We start from the raw sequence: 15,976 nt of genomic DNA, 5'->3' as shown, positions 1-15,976 counted from the left end.
CCTTTGGCTCGCAACCTCGTGCTGCTCTACGAGAATTTTGCGGATGCCGCGACGTTCTCGGGGGGCGCTTGGCGTCCGTCCATGGACCTCAGCCGGCTGGCGACGCCCTACCTCGCCGAGTTGGCGCGGTCGACGGGCGTGTCGGCCTCACAGACACAGTTCGTCGCCACGCTATCGGCGCAGGAAGTGGTCGGCGGCCTGGCGCTCGGGCCCGTCAACGCGACCACCGGAGCCACGATCAGGATCCGGGCCTACCGCGAATCCAGCCTGACCACCGTCCTCTACGACAGCGGCACCCTCGGCTTTCCCGGCGCCATCGAGCAGTCGCTGTCGCTGGAGTGGGAGGACAACGCCTTCTGGACCGGCGTCGTGCGCGGCGCCGACGACCTCATGAAGGGCATCACGTTCTTCCACATCCCGCCCGAGTTGATCGGCGCGCGGTACTGGCGCTTCGAGATCAACGACGTCCTCAACCCGGCCGGCTTCATCGAGATCGGGCGGCTGTTCATCGGCAGGGCGTGGTCGCCGGACATGAACTACGCGCCGGACGATAACGGCCTGTCGTTCGAGTATCTGACCGACGAGGAAGAGGGCCGCGGCGGCACCAAGTTCTTCAACCCGCGCGCTGTGCGCCGCGTGTTTTCGTTCGGCTTCCCGTACCTCCGCGACACCGCCTTCCGCGACGTCTTCCGCATCGCCACGCGGGCCGGCCGGCACAACCAGGTCGTCGTCGTTCCCTCGCCGGACGACCTTGATGGCTACCAGCGCGAGGCGATGATCGGGACCATCCGCCAGGCGCCGAGCCTGCGCCGCCTGTCCTCCCCCGCCATCTCCACATCCTTCGTCGTCGAGGAATCCCTGTAATGGCTCCGACCCCCGAGCAGCAGGCGGCTTTGACGCGCCTCCTGAGCCTCTACAACAACGCGGCCTACGACCCCGACGGCAATCCCGGCGGCCTCGCCAATGGTGGGCACCGGCCGAACTTCATCCGGGCATTGGCGGATATCGCGCTGGCGGGCGCCGCCGTCAGCAGCCTGTCCAGCGACGTCGCCACGGTCGTCGGGCAGGCGCTTACCGCCTACGGCTCGTCCGGCGCTCTGACCACCGCGGTGGCGGCGGCCCAGGCCGCGCAAGCCGCCGCGCAGAACGCCGTCGGCGGGGGGCGTGTCGGAAAAAACACCTTCGAGGATGTTGGCGGTGTCGTCGGAAGCGGGCTCGGCTCGTCGCTCAATTATCCAGACGGCGCCATCGGCGAGGTCTTCACCGGTCTCGGCGCCGGCTATTACACGAAGAGCGGCACATCGGGCACAGGGTCGTGGGTCAAGAAGGACGACACCACCGTCCCAGGCCTCAACGTCCGCACCCAAGGCGTGCCGCTTACCAAGGCCACGGCTGAAGACGTCCTCCGCTACCTGTCAGAGATCCTGGGCCGCTACGACGACGTGCCGGGCTACTCCTGGGTGGCGGCCCGCGACCCGCTTGGGCAGATCCCTTTGGCGGTAGGCACCGAGGGCGACATCGTCTTGCGCGACTGGCGGGTCGTCGCGGCGCCGTCCGACTCCGGGTTCTCCTATGCGATATGGGACGCCAACGGAACCGCGCCCTTCGCTATCGCCGATGGCGGCCTGACCTGGTGCGTTCTGGATCCAGCGAGCTGGCTTGCATCCCAGCGCGAGGCCACCCTGCCGGCGACCACCGCGATTGCCGCCGGCGCGCAGGGCACCGTCTACGACGTGCTGCGGGACGGGCAGTTCCTTCGCTACAAGGCGACCCCCGACGGGCCGGCGATGCCCTACCTCGTCCGGACGGACCGGGTCGGCGGGCCGAACTTCCTCGACACGGCCTCGCGGCTGGCGATCAGCATCAGCTACGGCCAGTCGTGGCGGGCCGACACCATCCCGATCGATCCGACGAAGGCGTTCTACGCGGCCGGTGAGCCGCGTATTGCCTTGACCCTCGCCCGCGACCAGGGCGCCATCCAGACCATCGGCGCGGCGTTCCAGACGCAGGCGATCGTCGATCTGATCGGCATCCAGAACTCGCTCGGTTCGAACATCGGCTACGTCTCGACGCAGTCCGAGATCAAGTTCGGCCGGCGCAACAACCGGCACCTCTCGCCGATCCTCGAGTTCTGCCACGCCTATCCCGGCTACCGTTGGGATCAGCTCAAGCCCGGCACTGACCCCTGGCAGCAGGGTCTCAATATGATTGCAGCGGCTCGCGTCCAGGCAGCGCGCTACGGCAAGACGCCGTGGTTCCGCAATATCAACTGGACCCACGCCGGCGCGCCGGACTCGAACAACGAGAACTACTTCCAGTCGCTGACCGAGATGGTGGCGGCCTACGACGCGCTCGCCCTCAACGGCCCCGGCGGCGACCTCCTCCATTTCTTTACCGACCAGACCGCCGCGTCTATCAACCAAGGGCAGGCGCAGCTCTCCTATCTCGATCAGGTCCGGTTCGCCGTCGAGAACGCCGCGCGCGTCCACCTGATCGGCCCGCGCTACCCGTATCCGTTCCGCGACGAGATCCATCACACCGACTATGGCATCGGGCGGGTCGGCGAGCTTGAAGGCTACGTGCGCGACCTGGTGCTCAACCGTGGTCTGACCTGGGACTGCGCCCGCGTCAGCGCTGTCTCGGGCGAGAACGGCGGCTTCACGTTCGCGATCACGACGCCGCCAACCTTCGGCGCGCTCGCCTTCGACACCACCGAGATCGAGGAAGCGGCGAACAAGGGCTTTCAGCTCCGGGTCAACGGCGTCCCTATCCCGATCGCGAGCGTCACCCTGACGGGCAACCTCGTGCGGGTGATCCCGGTGACGATGCCGGCCGCCGGCACGGTGGTCGAGGTGTCCTACGCCTTCTACGGCCGCCTCGACATTCCGGCCGGCACGCATTCCGGCGCCTGGGGCAACGTCAAGCGCGTCGGGCCGGCCTCGCTCTACTGGCCGGGCCTGACCGTCGACACTTGGCTCTGCGCCTATCGCTCCACCATCACCGTGTAGAGGTTGCCATGGCGTACACCCGAGTCCCGACCATCTTTCCGACCAATCGCGGGCTGCTCACGATCCCCGATTATCGGACCCTCATCACCGGAAACCCGCTGTTCCGCGGCGGCTGGAACATCGACGATCTGTCCGGCCTCACCCTCGTCGACGGCAAGGCCTCGCAGATCAACAACTGGAAGACGGGCGCCGCGCCGATGGTGCAGGCGACGGCGGCCAAGCGGGCAACGCTGGTCTACGACGACACACTGCGGCGCAACGTCTTGCAGTTCGCGAAGGCGGATGTCGCCTCTTACACGGCCCAAGGCGAAGTTTTCGATCCGCTCTCCGTCTTCACGTGGGTCGCGGTGTTCAAGCTCGACGACCTCACAGGGTCGCAACAGATCTGTGGCCAATTCAACAACACGCCCAACCGAGCGCATATCCAGACTGCAGGAAATTCGCTGCGGCTGATCTATGGCGACAACTTCGTCGGCGCGACCATCGTGGCGGGTCAATGGATCCGCGTCATTGCCAGCCTCGGCGTCGACTACTCGCCGAAGATCAAGGTCGGCAACACTCTCGTCGTCGGCACCCCAACAGCGACCAAGCCGTCGGGAACGGTCATCAACAAGTTCGAGATGGGGGGAGCGATCCTGGCGATGGGCGGCCGGCAGGCACTGGAATTCTGGTACAACGGCGACCTCCTCGCCGCCGGCAACGCCGCCTCCCTGGCGACCCTCGAAGGCTACCTGAACCAACGCGGGATGTGATCCGCACGACCTGACGCCCCGCTCGCAGCGCCACCCGGCCCGAGCCACGACCACCACCGACATCGGAGACGACCTATGGACACCACGCAGATCCAGCGTGCTCTCTTGGCGCGCGGGTACGACCTTGGGCCCGCCGGTGCCGATGGCGACGCCGGGCCGAAGACCATCGCGGCCGTGACGGCGTTCCAGCGCGTGGCCGGGCTCGTCGCCGATGGCATCGCTGGCCCGAAGACGCAGAAGGCCCTTCAGACGGCCGACATCACCGATCGTCAGGCCGAACCGGACAAGCCGGGCTGGCTCGTGCTGGCCGAGGCCCTGAACGGCCTGAAGGAGGGCAAGGGCGCCGCGAACAACCCGGAGGTGGTGAAGCTGTTCGCCGACGCCGGCTTCCCCGGCATCAAGACGGACAGCACCGCCTGGTGCGCCGCCTACGTGAACGGCATCCTGGAGCGCGCCGGCCATCGCGGCTCGCGCAGCCTCGCGGCCCGATCCCTGGAAGCCTGGGGCGTCGGTCTGAAGGCGCCCGTTCTCGGCTGCATCGCCACCAAGAAGCGCGGCAACTCGACGTGGCAGGGGCATACCGGCTTCGTCGTCGGCGCCAGCAAGGACCAGGTCTTCCTGCTCGGCGGCAACCAGTCGGACGCCGTCAACGTGGCCGCCTTCAAGCGGTCGGAGATCACCGCCTTCCGCTGGCCGTCCGACGTGCCAATCCCGGCCTCATCCACCCTGCCTACGACCATTGCGGGGGCGCGCTCCGGCGTGAGCGAGGCATGAGCTTGTTTCCGCCGGCACCCCGCCGCGCCACCGACCCGAAGCGCGAGGCGCCGGCCCTCCCGCAGCCGATACCGCAGAACCCGTCGCCCTGGGCTCGGCTCGGCCGCTGGCTGTTCGACCGCATCACCCGCCGCTGACCCTACGGATTCCCGTAGGTCCCCGCCCTCCGACGTTCCTTGCGCATTTTGCAAGGATCTCCCCGAGCCGGCCGGCCCGCCGCGCACCCCTCCCACATCGTGAGAACCATCATGATCCGCATCGCTCTCGCGGCGCTGGCGCTCGCCTGCGTCCTCGCCTCTCCCGCCCTCGCCCAAGCCACCGGCAGCGTGCTCGTGATCCCTTGGGGCGGCATGCTCGGCGAGTTCTCCAAGGCCGCCCTGGAGGTGCTGGCTCCTGTCCTCCTCGCCGCGCTGACCTATGCCGCCGGACGCCTGCCCTGGTGGGCTGCGATGTGGTTCACGACCCAGCGCATCGACCGCATGCTCAAGACCGGAGCCGACTACGCCATCAACGCCGTGGAGGGTGCCACGCACGACAAGGCCCTCTCGGTCGACGTCGGCTATCCGGTGATCAAGGTCGCCCTAGAGCGCATCATGGGCTCGACCCCGGCATGGCTGCTCAAGGAAGCCGGCGGCGCCAAGGGCATCACCGAGCGCCTGTTCCGGGTCTTCAAGTTCGACGAGACGGTCACCGACGCCAACACGCTGTCCAAGGTCGTTACGGACCTCCCGACCTTCTCGTTCGCGCAGTGAGGTCCGCAGGAGGCGTCGCCATGCCCTCAGGCAACAACCCCACCGCGATGAACATGACGCGGTCCACCGAATGGCTGCTGACCTGCGCTCTCCTCGCGTGGGGGGCGAACATGCTCAGGCCGGAGAGCTTCTTCGACCAGCCGGTCTACACGATCATGAACGACCTCATGAGCGAGACGCGCTGGGGGATGTGTACCGTCATCGTGGCGGTCCTGCGGGGTGTAGGGTTGGCGATCAACGGCTGGTGGCGGCGGACGCCGGTCATCAGGTTCATCGGGGCCTGGGTCGGGGGGCTGTGCTGGCTCGCCATCGGGTTCTTGATGCTGGCCTCGTCCTACTCTCTGAACACCCGGTTGCCGGCCGGGTTCTTCTGGTACCCGATCTTCTTCACATTCGAAGGTTGGTGCGTGCTCGCCTGCGGCTACGATATGTTCAAGAACGGTTCCCTCTCCGCTGGAGTATCGCAGCGCCATGTCTCCTGAAGATGTGAAGCAGTGGGTCGACATTCTGAGTACCCTTCTGGCCGCAGGTGGAGGCGGAGGCATCATCCTGGCGGTCATCGGCTACATGCGGGCCAAAGCCGAGAAGCCGCACATCGCCTCTCCCACCGTAGGCACCGGCGGGCTGGCGCAGATCGCCGGCATGGTGATGGGCCAGACGGACCTGAAGGACATCATCGACGCGCTGCGCGGCATCTCGGCTTCGCATGATCGCTGTACGCTCATGCGCGAGTCCGAGATGGTGGCCCGGAAGAAGGAGGTCGACGAAACTCGGGAGCACGAACGACGCCTCCTTGAGGAGCGCCGACAGCATGAGAAGCGCCTCGCTGAGGATCGCCATCAGGAACACCGCGAGATGGTGGAGGCGATCCAGGGGCTCACGCGGGGCACGCGAGACATTCGCTGCGCGGGGTAAGCCGGTCCAGACCCTGGGGGGGGGATTTTCGAACTAGGCCCCATGAGATTTCGGGGTCATATATGCTCTATCAGAGCAGGAGGTGATTTTGCGTTGTTCGATGCTCAGGCTTTGGCGAATTCGCCCGATGAATGGATTGCGCTCGCTCGAAGACATGAGCGGGCGGCGTGTATTTTAGCCCAACATAGAACGGATGCCTCGCTTGCATGGGATCACGCCGGTTTTGCAGTGGAGTGTGCGCTCAAGGCCTGCATTATGTCTAAAGAACGACTTAACCGTTGGCCTGATCGAGACGAAGATCCAAGCCTTCACGATCACAGATTGGTTATCCTGGCCAGAAGGCTAGGAGTCGACATGGATCACGAACCTGCAGTTAGAGTTAGCTGGCAGGTTTGGAAGAGATGGAAGAGGCAACACTGTTACAACCCTCACGTTATGCCTAGAAAAGTAGCCCGTGGCGCAGTTAAGGCGGCATCCGAAACTGGCGGAGTTATACCGTGGCTTATAGAGAACTATCTTTAGATCAAATAAATTCGGGGAAGTTATTTTTGTTAAATCTCAAATCTCTTGGGATGAATCCTGAGGGCATGGGATGGGCGTGGGATAAAGATGCAGAAGCGCATACTTTGCTTCTGTTTACTAGCGTGTTCGACCGCCTTGGACCACATGAGATATACGACTTGCTATTCCTAGCGTATCGTAAGCAGCTCACAACGCCAGACGTACCTCCCACCCGAATCTATGTTACAAGCCCTAAAACAACGCTTTACCAATGTATGGCTCAATTGTATAATAGAATTACAGTATTTGACCACGTTGTCAGCGAAACTTTGGATAGGGGCACATTGCGTGGAATGGATGCTGTAACATTTAGTGCAGACCAAACGCAAAACTTTCAGATTTTCGGCGGGGGCATTTACTTGCTCGAAGGCGCAAAGCCATCAAAAGCAAGCATCTCGGGTCAAGCTAAGAAATTTCGCGAAAACATTATAAAGCGCGCGGCGTGAATTCGCTGCGCGGGCTTATCCTCGCCCACCATCCCCGCTCTACCAGAGCCCCGCCCGGCACCCGCCGCGGCGGGGCTTTTCGTTGATCTTTATGAATGCGCCCGGCGTCCGGCTCCCCATGATCGGCCCATCGAGATGGTCCCCCACCTCGATTGCTGATGATGCTTATGACCTCAACTTGCCCCGCGGCCTCACGGCTCGCGGGGCTTTTTCGTCGTGACATCAGGATCGATCTGGCCGATGGTGCGGGTGGTCTCCAAGGGCCATACCCCAAACTTCGGCCCGGCCGCCTCATTGGCGCGCCGGGCTTCTTAGCATCTTGCGCACAGAACTCCGTTATAAGGTAGCAAGCTCACCTAGATAGGCGAGTCGCCCGGCCGTCGAGCCAAGCGCTCGCCTATCCACATCAGTTCCAAGTGTGAAGCACCGTCTTAAGGCTGCCGTCCTTCTTTTCCAGAACGTTCACCCAATTACCTTCAAACTTTTTCTTGGCGCCGTCCGGTCCTGGCCCAGTCATTTCCCACCGACCCGTAACGATGACAAGATCGCCTTTTGGCTGAGCAGATTTCACAACGGTCTTGTGGTCATCCCAACCCTTTGACTTAAGACCAGAGAAGAACTTTCCAATATCTTCTCCGCTTTGCGTCTTGCCTTTGGTGACTACGATTGCATCCGATGCGTAGAGATTACTGAGCTTATCTACCTCGCCAGCATTGTATGCCTGATCCCATCGATCGGCTGCAGCCTGAGCATCATCCTGCATTTGATCCGCCATGGCGGCCTGCGGGGTCGACAACAACCCGGCGATTACGGCGGCATGGAATAGAGATTTTATGCTCATCTTCTCCTCCCTCGTCGGCAATCGTTGAAGCCGACTCTGTCGATCATAGATTTTCAACTCGTGAATTCAAAGCGTCATTTACAAGCGTTTGATTGCATCAGTGCCAACCGCGCGTATTCATGTGAGATCGCCTAGCCCTGCGCACGGATCACAGCCTCGCGCTCGCCAATGTCCACCAGCGCATCCTCGACAACGATCGCCTCTCCGGTCGGTCGGATGCGTAGGGGCGGGGTGATCGGCATGGAGGTCAGAGCCACCACTCCAGCATGGCGGTGACCAGCAGGACCAGAGCCACCCATCCGAGCATCACCACTGCCATCCGCCATAGCAGCCGGCTGTTGAGGGCGCGGGTCTCAGCGGCCTCGGCGAGCGTCGGGATGTAGCGGCGGTCGGTCATGCCCTCGCGTCATGAGCGCTGCCGATATATGATCAGCCGATGCGAATGGCCCACTCATTCGAGACCGATCATTCGCCCGCGAGATGGCCCAATGGACCACCAGTCGACGCATCAGGACGCCTCACCCACGACATCGAAGGGCGAGCCCTCAACCCCGACGCCGCCATCGCCGGTCTTCGATTGGCGGAGGGAGCAGACACGTCCCTCGCGCCAGAGGAACTTAACGCCGTCGCAACGCGTGCGCTTGGCGCGGAGCCTATGGGCGTTGCGCCTAGGGCCGTCCCAGGAACTGGCGTCGGTGCGCATCGGCGCGAGAAAGCCGCTGAAGGGCTTGAGCGCACCATTTTCTTTGATCGAACCCTAGTGATGAAAATCTGACGCTTGGTACCCACCCCGAACGTCCGCAACGGGTGGCTTTCTGCCGGTCTGCATATAGGCATCAATGCACGAGACCGGACGTTGCGGCCGCGCCGGCTTACGACCCCATTGCAGCCCCTGAGAAGTTCCGCCTCTCGGCCGCTTAGCGAAGCAGAGAGAGCAACTGAGTGGGGTGGTTCTAAGCCTGGGCGTGCCCGAAGTCCGAGGTCTCGCGTTCGGGACCCGTGCGTGCTCCGCGCCTGAGCGCCGCCTGGACCCGGTCGATCATCTCGCTGCGCCGGTACGGCTTGCCGAGGACATCCATCGCGTCGGGCTGCGGACCGTCGATGGCCATTTCGTCGTTGTAGCCAGTGGTCAGAAGCACCGGAACGCTCGGGTCGCGTTCCCGTACCTGCTCAGCCAGGGTGATGCCGTTGGCGCCACCGGGCATGATGACGTCGGTGAATACGAGCTTGAACCCGTCACCCGACGCGGCGGCTTCGTCGAACCGCTGGATGGCCTCCTCCGCACTGTAGGCCATCACCACCCTGTAGCCGATGTCCTGCAGCGTCTCGCCAGCCATCGCGACCGCTTCACGGCTGTCGTCAACCACGAGGATCAAGGAGGGTGCCGTTAAGGCATCCAGCGGCCGAGTTCTATAGCCAGTTACTTCGTCCGTACTCTCGGCCCGCTCATCCCGCTGCACGTCCCGCGGCAGGATCATACGGATCGTGGTGCCGCGGCCGACCGCACTCTCAATCTCCAGACGTCCGCCGGATTGCTGCACGAAGCCGTGCGCCATTGCGAGGCCGAGGCCGGTCCCCTGGCCATGGGCCTTGGTGGTGAAGAACGGTTCGATGGCTCGCGATTGGATGTGTGGCGCCATTCCGGTCCCCTCGTCGGAGACACAGAGCTGGACGTAATCACCTGGTTCCAGGTTCCTCGCGGCAGCCCTCTCGTCGATGTGGATCTCACGCGTGGTGATGGTGACTGCACCGCCTTTGGGCGAGGCATCGCGGGCGTTCACGATGACGTTGAGGAGAGCCATCTCCAAATGGGTTGGATCGACCTTAACCAATGGCAGTCGGCGCTGGAGGTTCAAGTGCAGCGTCGCCTTGGTGCCCACAGAGCTTTCTAGGAGTTCAGCAATCGAGTTCACGAGTTCGCTCAGATCGACGCCCTTGGGCTCCAGGCGGCCTCGGCGGGCGAAGGCAAGCAATTGCTGTGTGAGCTTCGCCCCGCGCTCGGCCGCCATCGTCGCCGCCGAGAGGTACCGCTCGAAGGCGCGGTCGTCGTGGCGCTTCGCACCCAGCCGCTCAAGGCTCCCGGTGACGACGTGGAGCAAGTTGTTGAAATCATGCGCCATGCCAGCCGTAAGCTGTCCGATGGACTCCATCTTCTGTGCCTGCCGGAACTGCTGCTCCGACTCCCGTCGCTGTGTCACGTCGAGTTGGCTTGCGAAGTAGTAGATGACCTCGCCCTCGGGATTGAGGACCGGACCCATGAACACCGCGTTCCAGAACGGGGTCCCGTCCCGCCGGTAGTTCAGGATCTCAACGGCGACGGCCTCGCGCTTCTGGACGGCCTCGCGCAACACCCGGACGTGCTCGGGGTCGGTCCCGGCCCCTTGAAGGAAGCGGCAGTTGCGGCCCAGGACCTCCCCCTCCTCGTAGCCGGTCAGGTCGAGGAAGGCGTTGTTAGCGAAGACAATAGGGACGTCGTCCTGACGCGTGTCGGCGAGGATCATTGGCATGCGGGTCATCTCGATAGCCGCGAAGAAAACGTCGCCGCGATCTTCAAGGCCTGGCTTGGTGATCGTGCTCTGGCGCCAATGGTGCATGCCCGAGCTGCCCAGTGGCTCCGAGGCGCCCTGGTCCATGGCGCCCTCGGACGGAATGCCGGTCGCCTCGCCCTGGGACCCAGGAGGTAAACGGGTGTGATCATCGTCCTTCATGGGAGGCTGAACGCTCAAGCCTCATGAATGGTCCGATGCGCGCAGCAACTTAACAGGGGCGGGGGCAGCCTCGACCATGCGGTTGGGTAAGCGCGATGATGCGGTCACCCGACTGCTCGCTAGGATGATAGACCCCTTGGTATGGTGTAGCTGGGTCGGGGGTGGAACGTCTGCTTCGGGACGGGCCGCCAGAGTCCGGCTGTCACCCCGAACCGAAGTTGCCTCACGCCCGACGAGTGGCTGCTTTCGGGAAGCGTCGACAAGGGCTTGTACGGCAGGGGTGGGTCGGTAACGGACCCGGGGCGTGGGTTCCATCCGTTAGGATCAGACCACTAGCCCCAGCGCCTCGAGACAAAGTCGTCGCTCACGAGTTCGCCCGATTCGGCCGCGGGAGCGTCGTGCCGGCGCGGGTTGGGCTCGCGGCGAAGCGGACGTGGTCGGCGAAGTTCGAGATACGCATCCCGCGCCACACGACACAGGCGGCCGAGTTGCCGACGGCGCGGGCGTGATCAGCCCTTGAACGCCCAGATGGCCACGGCGCCATCCGGCCGACCCGGATTGTCGCGACGGTAGGTCACTTTCTCGAAGGCGATAGCGTTGGCCTCAACCTTCGAGACGATCTCGCCGCTAAGCACCATGGCACCGCAGAAATCGACACGGATCACGCCGTGCGATGGGTGAACCCCGAAGAGCTGTTCCGTCGTCCAGCCAAGCGCCGCTGCAGCGTCTGCATGCTTGTCGAGGAAATCGAGCGCGGCGGCATGAATGGCTTGCCACTTCGCGATCGTCATGCCGGGACAAGGGACCACGCTCGGTTTCATCGCGAGGAAGGCACTGCGCCATGCCTGCGGGGTGTCTGGTTCGATATTGAAGGCGGGTGATGCTGACATGAGATCCGGCGGCTGTGAGGGGCCGCACGGGATAGTGGTCAGGCCGCACCCGCGCCATGGCCAGCGGGTCACACGTGGCATCAAGGTAGGGGACGAGAGGCAGCCCCGCCGCCCGATCTGATCACGGGCCGGCGGGGTGGGTCATCCATCTCACAGTTAAGCCGGTACGAAAATTGGCTCTCGGGTTGGATGCCCGATGGCAGTTAGCGGAGGCTCAAGCGTCCAACCAGGAGGCGGGGCCATAATGGGAATGCCGCCCCTAGGCCGCGTCCACGACGGCGATCGCCTATTCAGTCGGCCCGGATGCTTAGGAGTGGGGTGATGGGCGTGCAGGCTCCGGGCGGAGGGCCTACACCCTCTCCTCCGGCAGCATCGCGTATTCCCGGCCGCCGCGGTAGGCGGGGCGCTCGGTCTTGCCGATCCGGGAGATGATCCGCTTGGTGCGGCGCTCGGCTTCGGCGTTCCAGGTGCCGGGCTCGGCGTGGTCCTGGGGGTCTTGCTTGGGGCTCTGCTTGATCATCACCGTCTCTCCTCTGCTGTGAGTTGAGTTATACGGATGATGACTTGGGACGCCAATAGTATTCGTTGGTATTCGCAAGCCCCTCCGTCTCAAAGGACGGGGAGAGCTAGGGGAGGGGTTTCCTCTGCGAGGACGCGGTGGGCGGTGGTGGCGCGGGTCATGGGGTGGGGCCTGGGGCGACACGGACCACCTCAATCCCGGCCGCCGCAGCCCGGCGCAGCATATCCAGCGTGCCCGGACCCCACTTTCCGTTAGCGCGAGGGAAGCCAACGGCGAGCCCAGGCTTGCCTTCGTCGATCATGCGTTGGTTGCGGCGCGGGCCGGCCTTCGCGTCGTAGCGCGATCCGTCAGGGCGCCTGCGGATAACTGCGTCGGGGTGGCTCAGGTCGCCCCATCGCGCGGGGAAGCCGTAGAACGGGATGCGCTCCATGAAGGACCAGCTTTCGGCCCAGTAGTCGGCGCCGTTCGGCTCCTCGCCGGGATGACGGCCGGCGATGACGACATCGAAAGGCCCGCGCTCATCCTGAAGCTCGGTCAGGGTGTCATAGACGTGGACGTAGCGGTCATAGTCCCGCCCGCCGCAGACCAAAATTCTCATCGCCTCAAGCCCCTCCCTGGCAGAGAGAGGGAGGGGGAGCGGCGAGCTTCCACTCCGGAAACATCGCCGTGCCGCGCTTCTCCGCGAGTCCCTTCGCGACGAGGCGGATGCAGTAGTGAGCCGCCGTCTCACTGGATGAGCTTGTGCGGATGCCGGCCAGCTTGGCGATCTCGCGTGAGTTTCGCGCAAAGGTAGGCGACAGGGCCTCGAACACCTGTCTCTCGCGCGGCGTGAGTTTGATGTCGCTCATCGGCGTGCTCCATCGCGCGGGTGTCCTGCCTGCTCGCACTGGGCGTAGCAGAGGGCGCGGGCGCGGGTTTCGGTTGGGGTCATGGCTGGGTCTCCGACACAAAAGGGGCGACGCGAACGACGTTGATCCCAGCGGCTTCAGCCTTGCGGGTCATGTCGGCGGTGCCCCGGCCTCCGGGGAAGGCCAGGACCAGATCGGGCCTGCCCTCGGCAATCATGGTGGCGTTGCGGAGAGGGCCGGCGGCGCGACCGTGCTGTTTCCAGTCGGCGGGGAAGTTGAGATAGCCGATGCGGCGGATGTGGCACCATTCGCGGGCCATCTGATCCGCCCCGGTCGCCCCACCCTGAATGACCCAATCAATGCCCGGCTCGGCAGCGAGCCTATCCAGGGTCGCGAAGACGTGGGCTTTGTCGCGATAGTCCCTGCCGCCGCATACGAGGACACGCATTTCAGCACGCCTCCGAGCGGGGGAGGGCGGGGAGGGGAGGCAACCGCTTGGCTTCTGCGGGGTAGACCTCGGCAAACCGCCGGCGAAGGTCGTGGCCCGCCGCCTCGCGGACGGCCTTCATCACCCGTCGCCGCCAGGGCGTGAGCCAGCCGGTAAAGAGTGCCGACTCCTCGCCCGTCCCGATGCCCGGTCCGCGGATTTTCAGCCCGTAGTAGCTGTTGGCAATCCAGACCTCGATGTCGAGCTTGGCATTCATCGCCTTGAAGCGGTCGAAGGTCCAATCGTCGGGATGGGCCTTGAGCGAGAGCAGGGTGATCTGGATCAGGTCGCGGGAAACGCTCATGCGCGGTGCCCTCCCGAGATGCTGGGGGAGGGGAGGTCGTCACAAGCCGGCAACGCCTGAACCCAATCCTTGATGGCGCCCTCTAGGCGGAACCACTCCCCTCGGGTGCTGTGCGCTTTGAAACGCTCGATAAGGTTGCCCTCGTCGAGGATGTTGCCTGCAAAAGTCGCGTAGACGCGCAGCGGCTCAGGCGCGCCGTGCTCGATGGCTCGAATGCGCCTTGCAACCAAGCCTCGGGTGAAGCCGATCTTCACGTAGCTGCCGAAGCCGACGACATAGATCGTCCCGGCAATCAGGTGGGTGTAGCGGCGATACCAGGCCAAAACGATTGACCGGCGGAACCGGAGAAGACGCTTCTTGCCGGTCCGTTGGCCGAGATCCGTGCAGGGCATCCCCTCGCCGATGAGGCGGTCCATCTGCTTCTGATTGAGGCCGAGTAAATCCTTGACCTGCCACGGCTTCAGCCATGGGTCGTCCATAGGTAGCTCCCACCGGTCCAAGGCGACCGATCCCGACACTTCTCCCTTCGTGTCTGTGCCCGAAACGCCGAGGGGGCTTCTTGAAATGTCGTTTGTTTTCCGCACGTTCGTTGCAGAGAACAAACTTGACATGGTAGGGGTCACAGGTTCGATCCCTGTCGCGCCCACCATTCCCCTCCTCGGGAATGGCCGAAGACAACGGGGTCCCTCGACGGGGCCCTTTTTTCTTGTCCGGTTTCCGTCGCACGCGACCGCGCCGGCCCTTCGGACCGCGCAGGCCTCGCACGGCAGGATTGCAGCGGCGGCGGACCTCGCTAGATAGGCTCCCCGGACGATCGACCCGACGCCGCCCGGCCATCCCCTCTCGTCGAAGGCATCCCCGCGGATGGGCGCATCTGGCCTCGCCTCCCACATCCTGGTCTCGACCGTGCCGGGCGCGCATCTGGCGACCTGGGGCATCGCCGCCCTGGCCACCCTCGGCGTCATCCTGCGCCCGTTCGCGTGGCCGGAGGCGGTGTGGGCGGTGCTGGGAGCCGCCGCCCTCGTCGCCCTCGGCCTGATCGCCCCGGCCTCGGCCTGGGCCGGCGTCCTCAAGGGCACCGACGTCTACCTGTTTCTCGTCGGGATGATGCTGCTGTCCGAGATCGCCCGAAAGGAAGGGCTGTTCGACTGGCTCGCCGGCATCGCGGTGCGGCAGGCCAGGGGCTCGGCGACGCGCCTCTTCACCCTCGTCTACCTCGTCGGGATCGTGGTGACGGTGTTCCTCTCGAACGACGCCTGCGCCGTGGTGCTGACGCCGGCCGTGTTCGCCGCGACCCGGGCGGCCAGGGTCGAGAACCCGCTGCCCTACCTGCTGATCTGCGCCTTCATCGCCAACGCGGCGAGCTTCGTGCTGCCGATCTCCAACCCGGCCAACCTCGTCGTCTACGCGGCCCACATGCCGCCGCTCGGCGAGTGGCTCGCCCGCTTCGCGCTGCCCTCGCTGCTGGCGGTGGCGGCCACCTACGTCGTCCTGCGCCTGACCCAGCGTCGCGTGCTGGCCGCGCAGACGGTGGCCACCGCCGTGGCGGCCGCGCCCCTGTCGGGGACCGGCAAGCTCGCCGGCCTCGGCATCGTCGCCACGGCCGGCGTCCTCATCGCGGCCTCGGCCTACGGGCGCGACCTCGGCCCGCCGACCTTCGTGGCCGGCCTCGCCACCACGCTCCTCGTCCTGGCGATCCGGCGCGGCGGCCTCGTGGCGGTGGCCAAGGACGTCTCCTGGAGCGTGCTGCCGCTGGTCGCCGGGCTGTTCGTGCTGGTGGAAGCCCTCGCACGGACCGGCGTCCTCGGGATGCTGTCGGACGCGCTCAAGGGAGCCGCCGCCACCGCGCCCGCCGAGGCCGCCTGGGGGGCCGGCGTCCTGGTGGCGCTCGTGAGCAACGCCGTCAACAACCTGCCCGCCGGCCTGATCGCCGGGGCCGCGGTCCAGGCTTCGGACGTCTCCGAACGGGTGGCGGGCGCGATCCTCATCGGCATCGACATCGGCCCGAACCTCTCGGTGACCGGCTCGCTGGCGACCATCCTCTGGCTGACGGCGATCCGTCGAGAGGGCCTGGACGTGGGCGCATGGAGCTTCCTCAAGCTCGGTATCCTGGTCATGCCGCCGGCCCTGCTCCTGGCGCTGGGCGGGCTGCTCCTCGTTCCCTGAACGC

General features: G+C 65.0%; 21 protein-coding genes. 11 read left to right on the top strand and 10 right to left on the bottom strand.

The window, feature by feature from the left end; all coding sequences use genetic code 11:
* The first annotated feature begins 3 nt into the window (after positions 1-3).
* The 9 genes from ASF39_RS04095 to ASF39_RS20980 all read left to right on the top strand — a co-directional run bounded on the left by ASF39_RS04095 (position 4) and on the right by ASF39_RS20980 (position 7,208).
* Positions 4-864: a hypothetical protein gene (locus tag ASF39_RS04095; RefSeq protein ID WP_056281250.1), complete on the top strand. Its 861-nt coding sequence runs from the start codon at positions 4-6 to the stop codon at positions 862-864.
* Positions 864-3,008, top strand: a complete 2,145-nt coding sequence (locus ASF39_RS04090; protein WP_056281248.1) for a hypothetical protein — start codon at positions 864-866, stop codon at positions 3,006-3,008. Before ASF39_RS04095 ends, ASF39_RS04090 begins: the two co-directional genes overlap by 1 nt.
* Before the next feature lie 8 nt (positions 3,009-3,016).
* Positions 3,017-3,760, top strand: a complete 744-nt coding sequence (locus ASF39_RS04085) for a hypothetical protein (protein WP_056281246.1) — start codon at positions 3,017-3,019, stop codon at positions 3,758-3,760.
* Between the two features lie 75 nt (positions 3,761-3,835).
* Positions 3,836-4,534, top strand: coding sequence for a TIGR02594 family protein (locus tag ASF39_RS04080; RefSeq protein WP_056281244.1), 699 nt, complete (start codon positions 3,836-3,838; stop codon positions 4,532-4,534).
* Positions 4,531-4,671, top strand: a complete 141-nt coding sequence (locus tag ASF39_RS20985) for a hypothetical protein (protein WP_156648331.1) — start codon at positions 4,531-4,533, stop codon at positions 4,669-4,671. The genes ASF39_RS04080 and ASF39_RS20985 overlap by 4 nt, the downstream gene beginning before the upstream one ends.
* A gap of 111 nt (positions 4,672-4,782) precedes the next feature.
* Positions 4,783-5,286 (top strand): hypothetical protein, encoded by a 504-nt coding sequence (locus ASF39_RS04075; RefSeq protein ID WP_056281242.1) that lies wholly within the window; start codon positions 4,783-4,785, stop codon positions 5,284-5,286.
* A 20-nt stretch (positions 5,287-5,306) separates the two neighbouring features.
* Positions 5,307-5,768: a hypothetical protein gene (locus ASF39_RS04070; RefSeq protein WP_056281240.1), complete on the top strand. Its 462-nt coding sequence runs from the start codon at positions 5,307-5,309 to the stop codon at positions 5,766-5,768.
* Positions 5,758-6,201 (top strand): hypothetical protein, encoded by a 444-nt coding sequence (locus ASF39_RS04065; protein WP_082494343.1) that lies wholly within the window; start codon positions 5,758-5,760, stop codon positions 6,199-6,201. Before ASF39_RS04070 ends, ASF39_RS04065 begins: the two co-directional genes overlap by 11 nt.
* A gap of 497 nt (positions 6,202-6,698) precedes the next feature.
* The gene (locus ASF39_RS20980; protein ID WP_156648329.1) at positions 6,699-7,208 is read left to right on the top strand and encodes a hypothetical protein; all 510 of its coding nucleotides are present in this window, start codon (positions 6,699-6,701) and stop codon (positions 7,206-7,208) included.
* 406 nt (positions 7,209-7,614) lie between these two features.
* Here the strand turns inward: ASF39_RS20980 and ASF39_RS20195 are convergent, their stop codons facing one another.
* The 3 genes from ASF39_RS20195 to ASF39_RS04060 all read right to left on the bottom strand — a co-directional run bounded on the left by ASF39_RS20195 (position 7,615) and on the right by ASF39_RS04060 (position 10,757).
* On the bottom strand, positions 7,615-8,049 hold the full coding sequence (locus ASF39_RS20195) for a DUF4440 domain-containing protein (RefSeq protein ID WP_082494342.1): 435 nt from the start codon (positions 8,047-8,049) through the stop codon (positions 7,615-7,617).
* Between the two features lie 247 nt (positions 8,050-8,296).
* Positions 8,297-8,446 carry a hypothetical protein gene (locus ASF39_RS20975; protein ID WP_156648327.1) on the bottom strand — a complete coding sequence of 50 codons (150 nt, stop codon included), beginning with the start codon at positions 8,444-8,446 and terminating at the stop codon, positions 8,297-8,299.
* A 556-nt stretch (positions 8,447-9,002) separates the two neighbouring features.
* On the bottom strand, positions 9,003-10,757 hold the full coding sequence (locus ASF39_RS04060) for an ATP-binding protein (RefSeq protein WP_056281236.1): 1,755 nt from the start codon (positions 10,755-10,757) through the stop codon (positions 9,003-9,005).
* 161 nt (positions 10,758-10,918) lie between these two features.
* Here ASF39_RS04060 and ASF39_RS22500 point away from each other — a divergent pair, with 161 nt between their 5' ends.
* Positions 10,919-11,266: a DUF4113 domain-containing protein gene (locus ASF39_RS22500; RefSeq protein WP_348271507.1), complete on the top strand. Its 348-nt coding sequence runs from the start codon at positions 10,919-10,921 to the stop codon at positions 11,264-11,266.
* On the opposite strand, the gene ASF39_RS04055 is transcribed toward ASF39_RS22500, so the two are convergent.
* The 7 genes from ASF39_RS04055 to ASF39_RS04030 form a co-directional block, all read right to left on the bottom strand.
* Positions 11,267-11,647, bottom strand: coding sequence for a hypothetical protein (locus tag ASF39_RS04055; RefSeq protein WP_056281234.1), 381 nt, complete (start codon positions 11,645-11,647; stop codon positions 11,267-11,269).
* Between the two features lie 349 nt (positions 11,648-11,996).
* Entirely contained in the window at positions 11,997-12,167 is a 171-nt protein-coding gene (locus ASF39_RS20970; RefSeq protein ID WP_156648325.1) for a hypothetical protein, read from the bottom strand.
* Between the two features lie 157 nt (positions 12,168-12,324).
* The gene (locus tag ASF39_RS04050) at positions 12,325-12,765 is read right to left on the bottom strand and encodes an SLOG family protein (protein ID WP_056281233.1); all 441 of its coding nucleotides are present in this window, start codon (positions 12,763-12,765) and stop codon (positions 12,325-12,327) included.
* 4 nt (positions 12,766-12,769) lie between these two features.
* A complete protein-coding gene (locus tag ASF39_RS04045) occupies positions 12,770-13,015 on the bottom strand; it encodes a helix-turn-helix domain-containing protein (RefSeq protein ID WP_056281232.1) in 246 nt (81 codons plus the stop codon).
* Positions 13,016-13,094: 79 nt separating this feature from the next.
* Positions 13,095-13,463, bottom strand: a complete 369-nt coding sequence (locus tag ASF39_RS04040) for a DUF2493 domain-containing protein (protein ID WP_056281230.1) — start codon at positions 13,461-13,463, stop codon at positions 13,095-13,097.
* Between the two features lies 1 nt (position 13,464).
* Positions 13,465-13,806 (bottom strand): hypothetical protein, encoded by a 342-nt coding sequence (locus ASF39_RS04035; RefSeq protein ID WP_056281228.1) that lies wholly within the window; start codon positions 13,804-13,806, stop codon positions 13,465-13,467.
* On the bottom strand, positions 13,803-14,285 hold the full coding sequence (locus ASF39_RS04030; protein ID WP_056281227.1) for a GIY-YIG nuclease family protein: 483 nt from the start codon (positions 14,283-14,285) through the stop codon (positions 13,803-13,805). Before ASF39_RS04030 ends, ASF39_RS04035 begins: the two co-directional genes overlap by 4 nt.
* Positions 14,286-14,670: 385 nt before the next feature.
* On the opposite strand from ASF39_RS04030, the gene ASF39_RS04025 reads away from it, so the two are divergent.
* A complete protein-coding gene (locus ASF39_RS04025; protein WP_082494340.1) occupies positions 14,671-15,972 on the top strand; it encodes an arsenic transporter in 1,302 nt (433 codons plus the stop codon).
* The last annotated feature ends 4 nt before the right edge of the window (positions 15,973-15,976 follow it).

It is taken from the genome of Methylobacterium sp. Leaf108 (assembly GCF_001423265.1).
Classification (GTDB): Bacteria; Pseudomonadota; Alphaproteobacteria; order Rhizobiales; family Beijerinckiaceae; genus Methylobacterium.
Note: the sequence above shows the minus strand (reverse complement) of the source record. Positions and strands in the feature narration are given on the sequence as shown.

Bases quoted from the DNA above. Each gene is read 5' to 3' on its own strand.
- ASF39_RS04090 (WP_056281248.1), top strand. From the start codon at position 864: ATGGCTCCGACCCCCGAGCAGCAGGCGGCTTTGACGCGCCTCCTGAGC.
- ASF39_RS04085 (WP_056281246.1), top strand. From the start codon at position 3,017: ATGGCGTACACCCGAGTCCCGACCATCTTTCCGACCAATCGCGGGCTG.
- ASF39_RS04080 (WP_056281244.1), top strand. From the start codon at position 3,836: ATGGACACCACGCAGATCCAGCGTGCTCTCTTGGCGCGCGGGTACGAC.
- ASF39_RS20985 (WP_156648331.1), top strand. From the start codon at position 4,531: ATGAGCTTGTTTCCGCCGGCACCCCGCCGCGCCACCGACCCGAAGCGC.
- ASF39_RS04075 (WP_056281242.1), top strand. From the start codon at position 4,783: ATGATCCGCATCGCTCTCGCGGCGCTGGCGCTCGCCTGCGTCCTCGCC.
- ASF39_RS04070 (WP_056281240.1), top strand. From the start codon at position 5,307: ATGCCCTCAGGCAACAACCCCACCGCGATGAACATGACGCGGTCCACC.
- ASF39_RS04065 (WP_082494343.1), top strand. From the start codon at position 5,758: ATGTCTCCTGAAGATGTGAAGCAGTGGGTCGACATTCTGAGTACCCTT.
- ASF39_RS20195 (WP_082494342.1), bottom strand. From the start codon at position 8,049: ATGAGCATAAAATCTCTATTCCATGCCGCCGTAATCGCCGGGTTGTTG.
- ASF39_RS20975 (WP_156648327.1), bottom strand. From the start codon at position 8,446: ATGACCGACCGCCGCTACATCCCGACGCTCGCCGAGGCCGCTGAGACC.
- ASF39_RS04060 (WP_056281236.1), bottom strand. From the start codon at position 10,757: ATGAAGGACGATGATCACACCCGTTTACCTCCTGGGTCCCAGGGCGAG.
- ASF39_RS04055 (WP_056281234.1), bottom strand. From the start codon at position 11,647: ATGTCAGCATCACCCGCCTTCAATATCGAACCAGACACCCCGCAGGCA.
- ASF39_RS20970 (WP_156648325.1), bottom strand. From the start codon at position 12,167: ATGATCAAGCAGAGCCCCAAGCAAGACCCCCAGGACCACGCCGAGCCC.
- ASF39_RS04050 (WP_056281233.1), bottom strand. From the start codon at position 12,765: ATGAGAATTTTGGTCTGCGGCGGGCGGGACTATGACCGCTACGTCCAC.
- ASF39_RS04045 (WP_056281232.1), bottom strand. From the start codon at position 13,015: ATGAGCGACATCAAACTCACGCCGCGCGAGAGACAGGTGTTCGAGGCC.
- ASF39_RS04040 (WP_056281230.1), bottom strand. From the start codon at position 13,463: ATGCGTGTCCTCGTATGCGGCGGCAGGGACTATCGCGACAAAGCCCAC.
- ASF39_RS04035 (WP_056281228.1), bottom strand. From the start codon at position 13,806: ATGAGCGTTTCCCGCGACCTGATCCAGATCACCCTGCTCTCGCTCAAG.
- ASF39_RS04030 (WP_056281227.1), bottom strand. From the start codon at position 14,285: ATGGACGACCCATGGCTGAAGCCGTGGCAGGTCAAGGATTTACTCGGC.
- ASF39_RS04025 (WP_082494340.1), top strand. From the start codon at position 14,671: ATGGGCGCATCTGGCCTCGCCTCCCACATCCTGGTCTCGACCGTGCCG.